The organism is Isoptericola sp. NPDC060257, assembly GCF_042726645.1.
GTDB lineage: Bacteria > Actinomycetota > Actinomycetes > Actinomycetales > Cellulomonadaceae > Isoptericola > Isoptericola nanjingensis.
In genome coordinates this window covers 1-8,082 of record NZ_JBHXAW010000212.1, presented here as the reverse complement: position 1 = coordinate 8,082, position 8,082 = coordinate 1, and the positions used below count along the sequence as shown (strand labels likewise).

Annotated in this window: 6 protein-coding genes and 1 pseudogene; all 7 read right to left on the bottom strand. The window is 75.0% G+C overall.

Annotation, left to right across the window (positions count from 1 at the left end):
- Positions 1–543: NUDIX domain-containing protein (locus ACFWEK_RS15890; protein WP_430554650.1), on the bottom strand; the 543-nt coding region annotated here is incomplete at its 3' end.
- A complete protein-coding gene (locus ACFWEK_RS15885) occupies positions 540–2,222 on the bottom strand; it encodes a CTP synthase (RefSeq protein ID WP_430546329.1) in 1,683 nt (560 codons plus the stop codon). The genes ACFWEK_RS15885 and ACFWEK_RS15890, both read right to left, overlap by 4 nt.
- Positions 2,223–2,280: 58 nt before the next feature.
- Positions 2,281–3,960 (bottom strand): murein biosynthesis integral membrane protein MurJ, encoded by a 1,680-nt coding sequence (gene murJ / locus ACFWEK_RS15880; protein ID WP_430554649.1) that lies wholly within the window; start codon positions 3,958–3,960, stop codon positions 2,281–2,283.
- A gap of 4 nt (positions 3,961–3,964) precedes the next feature.
- Positions 3,965–4,846 (bottom strand): hypothetical protein, encoded by an 882-nt coding sequence (locus ACFWEK_RS15875; RefSeq protein ID WP_430554648.1) that lies wholly within the window; start codon positions 4,844–4,846, stop codon positions 3,965–3,967.
- Positions 4,846–5,847: a copper transporter gene (locus ACFWEK_RS15870; RefSeq protein WP_430554647.1), complete on the bottom strand. Its 1,002-nt coding sequence runs from the start codon at positions 5,845–5,847 to the stop codon at positions 4,846–4,848. Before ACFWEK_RS15870 ends, ACFWEK_RS15875 begins: the two co-directional genes overlap by 1 nt.
- A 77-nt stretch (positions 5,848–5,924) precedes the next feature.
- Positions 5,925–7,118 (bottom strand): putative cytokinetic ring protein SteA, encoded by a 1,194-nt coding sequence (gene steA, locus ACFWEK_RS15865; RefSeq protein WP_430546333.1) that lies wholly within the window; start codon positions 7,116–7,118, stop codon positions 5,925–5,927.
- A 5-nt stretch (positions 7,119–7,123) separates the two neighbouring features.
- Positions 7,124–8,082: pseudogene (locus tag ACFWEK_RS15860) on the bottom strand (DNA repair protein RecN); the annotation flags it as partial.

Below are 8,082 nucleotides of genomic sequence, written 5' to 3'. Positions count from 1 at the left end.
GTGCAGGCTGCCGTCGAGCACCCGGGCGACCGCCTCGTCCAGAGGCACCCACCGGAGCTCGATCTCGGCCTCCTCGCCCGTGCGTGCGTGCCGGTCCGCGTCGGGTACCTGGCCGAGGCCGCGGGCGAGGAAGACGCGCACCGTCTCGTCGCTGCTGCCGGGCGACGACGCGAAGTCGGCCAGCACGTGCCATCGCGCGGCGGTGGTGTCGGTCTCCTCCGCGAGCTCGCGCGCGGCCGCCTCCGCCGGCGGCTCGCCGGCGACGTCGAGGAGCCCGGCCGGGACCTCCCACATCCGGGACCGCACCGGGTGCCGGTACTGCCGCAGCAGCAGGACCCGGTCGGCGTCGTCGAGCGCGACGACCGCGACCGCGCCCGGGTGCACCACGTACTCCCGGGTCACGGTCCCCGCGGCGCCGAGGTCGACGTCGTCGCGCACCAGGTCGACGATGCGGCCACGCTGCAGCACCTCGTGCCGCAGCACCGGCCGCGGGGCCCGCTCGTCCGCGACGGACGGGCCCGCCCCGCCGACGGGCGCCGTCACGCGCCCTGGCGCTCGAGCGCCGCCGCGACCAGCCCCGAGAAGAGCGGGTGCGAGCGGGTGGGGCGCGACTTGAACTCCGGGTGCGCCTGGGTGCTCACGTAGTACGGGTGCACGTCGGCGGGCAGCTCCACGAACTCCACGAGCTGCGCGTCGGGCGACGTGCCGGAGAACACCAGGCCCGCCTCCTCGAGCTGCGCGCGGTACGCGTTGTTGACCTCGTACCGGTGGCGGTGGCGCTCCGACACCCGCTCGCTGCCGTACGCCTTGGCGACGACGGAGCCGGCCCCGAGGTGGGCGTCGTACGCGCCGAGGCGCATGGTGCCGCCCAGGTCGCCCTCGCCGCCCACGATCGCGAGCTGCTCGGCCATCGTCGCGATGACCGGGTGCGTGCTGTTCGGGTCGAACTCCGTCGACGAGGCGTCCTCGAGGTCGAGCACGTTGCGCGCGTACTCGATGACCATCGACTGCAGCCCCAGGCAGATGCCCAGCGTCGGCACGAGGTTCTCGCGCGCCCAGCGCAGCGCGCCGACCTTGCCGTCGATGCCGCGCACGCCGAAGCCGCCGGGCACGAGCACCGCGTCGACGCCCTCGAGCGCCTCCTGCGCGCCCTCGGGCGTCTGGCAGTCATCGGCGGCCACCCACCGGATGCCGACCTTCGCGTCGTTGTCGAAGCCGCCGGCGCGCAGCGCCTCGGTCACCGACAGGTACGCGTCGGGCAGGTCGATGTACTTGCCCACGAGGGCGATCTCGACGTTGTGCTCCGGCTCGTGCACGCGCTCCAGGAGCTGGCTCCAGCCGTCCCAGTCGACGTCGTGGAAGGGCAGGTCGAGGCGGCGCACGACGTAGGCGTCCAGGCCCTCGGCGTGCAGCACGCGGGGGATGTCGTAGATGCTCGGCGCGTCGACGGCGTTGACGACGGCCTCGTTGTCCACGTCGCACATGAGCGCGATCTTGCGCTTGATGGGCTCCGGGACCACGCGGTCGGCCCGCAGCACGATCGCGTCCGGCTGGATACCGATCGACCGCAGCGCGGCCACCGAGTGCTGGGTCGGCTTGGTCTTCAGCTCGCCCGACGGGCCGATGTAGGGCACGAGCGAGACGTGCAGGAAGAAGCAGTCGTCACGGCCGAGCTCGTGCCGCACCTGGCGCGCGGCCTCGAGGAACGGCTGGGACTCGATGTCGCCGACGGTGCCGCCGATCTCGGTGATGATCACGTCGACGTCGGGGCCGGCCTGGTCGCGCATGCGCGACTTGATCTCGTCCGTGATGTGCGGGATCACCTGGACCGTGTCGCCCAGGTACTCGCCGCGGCGCTCCTTGGCGATCACGCGGGAGTAGACCTGTCCGGTGGTGACGTTCGAGGAGGCCGGCAGCTCCACGTCGAGGAATCGCTCGTAGTGGCCGATGTCGAGGTCGGTCTCGGCGCCGTCCTCGGTGACGAAGACCTCGCCGTGCTGGAACGGGTTCATCGTGCCCGGGTCCACGTTGAGGTACGGGTCGAGCTTCTGCATCGTGACCCGCAGGCCGCGCGAGCGCAGCAGGCGCCCGAGCGAGGAGGCGGTGAGTCCCTTGCCGAGCGACGACGCCACACCACCCGTCACGAAGATGTGCCGTGTCTGGTGCGTCGCACCCGTGCGGCTGGAGGAGCGGGGCTGGAGTCTGTTCGCGGTGTCGGCCACGGAACTCCATCCTAACAGCGGGTCGGACGGCGGCACGCGGACCGCGCGGTGCGCCTGGTCACTCCGTGGGTCGGTCGGCCGGTTCCGCGGCCTCGGCAGGCTCGTCAGGGTCCACGGTGGGCGCGGGGCCGCGCCGGCGCACGATCCCCGTCACGGCGGACCGGTCGGCCAGCAGGAAGCCGCCCACGACGACGACGCCCCCGACCACGGCGGCGAGCACCCCGACGCCCAGCGCCGGGAGGATCGTGGCGTCCGCCGGGAGCAGCGCGCCCGACACCAGCGACCCCGCCCAGGCACCGAGCCCGGTCGCGACGACGAGCACGACGAGGGTCCGCGGGACCCCCCGCAGCGCCTCGCGTCCGGCGTACCGGCCCACGGCCGCGAGCAGGCCCGCCCCGGCGACCGTCATGCCCAGCGCCGTGGCCAGGCCGAGCTGGGCGAGCACGCCCGCCTGGTCCCGGACTCCCGTCGCGGCGGGCAGCGCGAACGCCGCCACGGCCACGACCAGCCACCCGGCCGCCGTGACGACCACCGCCACCCGTTGGTGGTCGATCGCGTACAGCGCCCGCGACAGGTGCAGGATCAGCGCGAACCCGACGATCCCCGGCGCCATCCACGCGACGGCGTCACCGAGCCCGGCCACCGACCCGCTCGCGATGCGGGCGAACACCGCCTCCACGGCCCCGGACGCGGCGACGAGCGCCCCCACGCCCAGCCCGGACACGACGAGCAGGGTCCGGGTGGTCGTGGCGAGCAGGCCGCGGAACCGGTCGCGGCGCCCGTGCGCCACGTGCTCGGCGAGCCGCGGGAACGCGCTCGTCGCGAGCGGGAACGCCAGCACGGCGTACGGCAGCAGGTAGACCTGCTGGGCGAACGTGTACGTGGGGAACGTCTGCTCCGGCCCGAACTGGAACGCCGCCCCCATCACGGCGAGCACGGACAGCTGCTGCGCCACCAGGGCGCCGACGCCCGCCAGCGCGAGGTTGCGGGCACGGACGCCCTCGCCCCCGGGGAAGCGCAGCGTGGGGCGCAGCCGCGTCCCCGTCCGGAGCACCGGGAGCACGAGCGGCAGCGCGAGGAACGCGACGCCCGCCGTCGTGCCCCAGCCCAGCCAGCCGATCGCCGTCGTGGAGAGCGCCGCGACGTCGCCCTGGTCCCCGTCGGCCATGCCGACGAACACGAGGTAGACGGCGATCACGGCGAGGCTGGACAACAGCGGCGCGAACGCCTGCCAGAAGAAGCGCTTGTGGGCCTGCAGGATGCCGCCGAGCACCACCGCGAGCCCGTACAGCGGCACCTGGAGCGCGAACGTCCGCACGAAGGTGGCGGTGACGTCCACGAGCTCGGGGTGCTTGTCCCCCATGAGGAGCGACGCGATCGGCCCGGCGAGGATCGCGAGCAGGGCACCGAGCGGGACCAGGACGGCGAGGGTCCAGCCGAGCAGCGCCGAGGCCACGCCGGAGGTCTCCTTCGCGGAGCGTCGCGCGATCGGTCCTGCCAGCAGCGGGACGACGGCACCTGCGAGGGCGCCGCCCGCCGCCACCTCGAACAGGACGTTCGGCAGCTGGTTCGCCGCGCTGTAGGCCGAGCCCACGCCCTCGGTACCCACCGCCCACGACAGGACGAGCGACCGGGCGAACCCGACCAGCCTGCTCGCCACCGTCACGACGGTGATCATCGCGGCGGCGCCGGCGAGCGTCTGGGTCGCCGCCCGCAGCCCGCCCGGGCGCGACGTCATGGGTTCACTCCCCCGCGGCGGGTTCCTGCGCCGGGTCCTGCTCCTGGGCCTCTGCCGGGCGGCGACCCCAGCCGTCCGCGGCGTGCAGCCACGGCGTGCGCTCGATGACGGCGGAGAAGCTCACGCGCTCGGACGCGAGCGTGAGCCCGACGACGGACGCCAGCGCGGCGAGCCGCACCGCGCGCGGGGCGCCGAACGCCCACTGCGCGCCGACCAGCGCGCCGAGCGCGTTCGCGCCGCCGTCGCCCAGCATGTCCCGCTCGGCGAGGTCGCCGGGGGCCGCGACGGCGGCCGCCCCGAGGACGACACCGGTCGCCGCGCCCGCGGAGCCGCCCGCGACGGGCAGGCTCAGGGCCGCCGACGCCTTGAGCGCCCGGCCGGGACGCAGGTCGAGGAGGTTGAGCAGGTTGGCCGTGCCCGCGACGAGGGCGCCGTTCACCGCGACGTCCAGCAGGTGCCCCGCCGCGCCACCGGCCCGTCGGGTGCCGACCGCGGCGCCGACGAGCGCCGTCGCGCCGATGCCGAGCACCTTGAGCCCGCCGGTCGTGAGGCGGCCCTCGGCGAGCGCGCCGAGGTGTCCCCGCAGCCCCTTGACGCGCGTGCTCGTGTCCTCGGCGAGGTCGTCCACGAGCCCGAACGCTGCCGCGCCGGCGGTCGCGAGCGCGGCGCCGGCCCGCTCCCGGCCGCCGCCCGCGGCGAGCGTCCCGGCGACGAGACCGGCCGCGACGGCCGGGCCCTCGAGCATGCTCACCGGCTCGCCGCGGTGGTTGGTGCGGGTCCAGCGCGCGGCGCCGCCGGGCGGGTCGGTGTCGAGGGCTCGCCGGGCGAGCGCCGTGCTCGCGGCCGCGACGACCGCGCCGCGCAGCAGCGCGCCCACGCCGGCCATCAGCCGTCCCCCTGCGTCTCGCCCTGCTCGACCACCGGCGGGAGGACGGACGCGCCCTCCTCGAAGCCGTACTGGTCGACGGCGCCGGCGTCCTGGGCGGCGATGGCGAGCGGCACGACGATCTGCCCCGTCGTCTGCTCCACGCCGCTGACCGTGCTCACCAGGTCCGAGAGCCCGTCGTCGGCACGGATCGTGGCGATCAGGTCGCCGTCGCGCGTCGTCGGCCCGGCCACCACCGAGGTCCCCGCGATCTCCGCGGACGTCCCCGCGAGCGCGGCGAGCGCGCCCATCCCAGTCTGCTCCGGGTCGGCGTCCTGCGTCTGCTCCTCCTCGTCGGCACCGGTGGCGCCGCTCGACAGCAGCAGGATCGCGTCCGCGGGCGCGCTCGGCTCGGCCACCTGCTCGACGAGGCCCACCTGCTCCAGGAGATGCTGCTGCTCGAGGGCTGCCTCGCTGAACGCGGCCGGGCCCGCGGAGCCCGAGGAGTCGGTGAGCGCCACGGTGAGCGACGCGGCGAGCAGCTCGGCCGGGCCGGAGTCCTCGTCGATCACGCCCTCGACGGCGCCGGCGGGGAGCTTCTCGCGCAGCCCGTCCGCGACGGTCTCCCGCATGGTCAGCTCGTCGGCCGACGTCCACGACGCGGCCAGCCGCTCCTGCGCGACGACCGTGCCGTCCGCCGCCTCCAGCTGGTCCAGCACGGCCTTGCGGTTCGCGTCGCTCACCTCGTCCACCTCGACCACGGCGACGTTCATCCCCGCGAGCGACCCGGCGACGAGCTGGTCTCCGGCGCTCTCGATGAAGCGCCGCTGGTCCTGTGCCGTGGTCTGCGCCTGCCCGAGCTCCTCGCGCAGGGTGTTGCGCTCGTTGCGCAGCGCGTCGACCTGCTCGGTGAGCTGGTCCCCGAGGGTGCCCTGGAGCGGGCCGGCACCGAGGATGATGCCCACCGCGAGGGCGAGGAAGACGGAGATCAGCGAGACGAGGTGATACCTGAAGTCGATCACGGTCGGCAGAGGTTCCTTGTCAGGTCGGAGCGGTCGGGTCGGGTCGAGCAGGATGCCGGGAGGGCGCGCAGGGGGCGTCACCCGCCGAAGAGGCTACCCACCCAGGAGACGAGGTCGTCGATCCGGGCACCGATCAGCCCGAAGAGCGTCTGCCCCGCCGCGGTGGACCACAGCGCCGCGACGACGGCGGCCACGCCCGCCAGGGACAGCAGCGTGAGCTGCAGGTTCGAGATCCGGGTGCGGTACAGCCGGGACACGCCCTTGGCGTCCACGAGCTTGCCGCCCACGCGCAGCCGGGTGAGGAAGGTGCTGGCCATGCCCGCCCGCCCCTTGTCGAGGAACTCGACCAGCGTGGCGTGCGTGCCGACCGCGACGATCAGCTCGGCCCCCTTGTCGTCCGCGAGGAGCATGGCGATGTCCTCGCTGGTCCCCGTCGCGGGGAACACCACGGGATCGACGCCGAGCGCCTGCACGCGGTCCAGCCCGGGCGAGTTGCCGTCGCGGTACGCGTGCACCACGATCTCCGCCCCCGACGACAGCGCACGGTCGGACACCGAGTCCATGTCGCCGACGATCATGTCCGGCTTCCAGCCCGCGTCGATGATCGCGTCGGCGCCGCCGTCGACGCCGACCAGCACCGGCCGGTTCTCCGTGATGTAGGACCGCAGCATCGCCAGGTCCTCGCGGTAGTGGTAGCCGCGCACGACGATCAGCACGTGCCGGCCCTCGAACTTCGTCCGCACGTCCGGCACGCCGACGCCGTCGAGCAGGAGGTCCCGCTCCCGACGCAGGTACGTCATCGTGTTCTCGGCGAAGTTCTCGATCTCCTCCGACAGCCCCTCGCGCGCCGCGACCATGTCCGCCGCGACGGTCTCCGGGGACTGGCGGACGCCCTCCGCCACGGTGGTGCCGTCGACGACCACGGTGCCGCCGTCGATCCGCACCGCGGCGCCCTCGGGCAGCGCCATCACGGCGGGGCCCAGGTCGTCGACCAGCGTGATGCCCGCGTCGACGAGGATGCCCGGCCCCGCGTTCGGGTAGCGGCCCGACGTCGAGCGGGCGGCGTTCAGCACCGCCGCCGGGCCGACCGCCACCAGCGCGTCCGCCGCGACACGGTCGATGTCGACGTGGTCGATCACGGCCACGTCGCCGGCGTGCAGGCGCTTGGTCAGGTCCTTGGTCCGCGTACCGACCCGGGCGGGCCCTGTCACGTCGGTGCTCTCGTCGCCGGCGTCGGGCGCACGCTCGGACTTGCGCAGGATCATTCTCATCGCCCCTATCGTCCCACGGTGGAGGACTCCAGGAGCTCGACCGCGTGCTGACGGGCGGTCGCGGACTCCTCCTGCCCCGAGAGCATCCGCGCCAACTCGCGCACCCGCGCGTCGTCCGTGACCTCGCGCACGCCCGTCACCGTGACGCCGGCCCGGTCGTCGGGATCGCCGTCGGCACCGCCGTCGGGGGTGGACTTCGTCACCACCAGGTGCGAGTCCGCGAACGCGGCCACCTGGGCGAGGTGCGTCACGACGACGACCTGCGTGCTGCGCGCGAGCACCGCCAGGCGCCGCCCGACCTCGACCGCCGCGCGACCTCCGACCCCGGCGTCGACCTCGTCGAAGACGAACGTCGGCAGGGGCGCCGCGGCCCGGCCCGAGGCCGCGCCGGCCCCGGCCTCGACGCGCGCGGTCGCGAGCGCCACCTCGACCGCGAGCATCACCCGGGACAGCTCGCCGCCCGACGCGCCCTTGCCCAGCGGCCGGGCGGGCGCGCCGGGGTGCGGCTCGAGGAGGAACGCGACCTGGTCGGCGCCCCAGGGCCCGGGCTCGTCGGCGGGCGCGACGTCGACGACGAGTCGAGCCCCCTTCATGGCCAGCCCCGACAGCTCCTGCGTCACCGCGTCCGAGAGGGCCTCCGCGGCCTTGCGCCGGCCGGTCGTCAGCCGCTCCGCCGCGCCCGCGAGCTCGGCGTCCAGCTCGGCCGTGCGCTCGCGCATCCCGGCGAGGCGCTCGCCGCCGTCGTCCAGGTCGAGCAGCCGCAGACCCGCGTCGCTCGCCCACCGCAGCACGTCGTCGATGGTCTCGCCGTAGCTCCGGGTGAGCGTCGTGAGCTCCGCGAGGCGCGCGTGCGCGGTCTCGAGGCCCGCCGGGTCCGCCTGCAGGTCGTCCACGTACGACGACAGCTCGGTCGCGACGTCGGCGAGGAGGTACCCCGCCTCGGCGAGCCGGGTCGCGTGGCCGC

Coding starts and splice junctions, on each gene's coding strand:
- murJ (WP_430554649.1), bottom strand. CDS start 3,960: ATGACGTCGCGCCCGGGCGGGCTGCGGGCGGCGACCCAGACGCTCGCC.
- ACFWEK_RS15875 (WP_430554648.1), bottom strand. CDS start 4,846: ATGGCCGGCGTGGGCGCGCTGCTGCGCGGCGCGGTCGTCGCGGCCGCG.
- steA (WP_430546333.1), bottom strand. CDS start 7,118: ATGAGAATGATCCTGCGCAAGTCCGAGCGTGCGCCCGACGCCGGCGAC.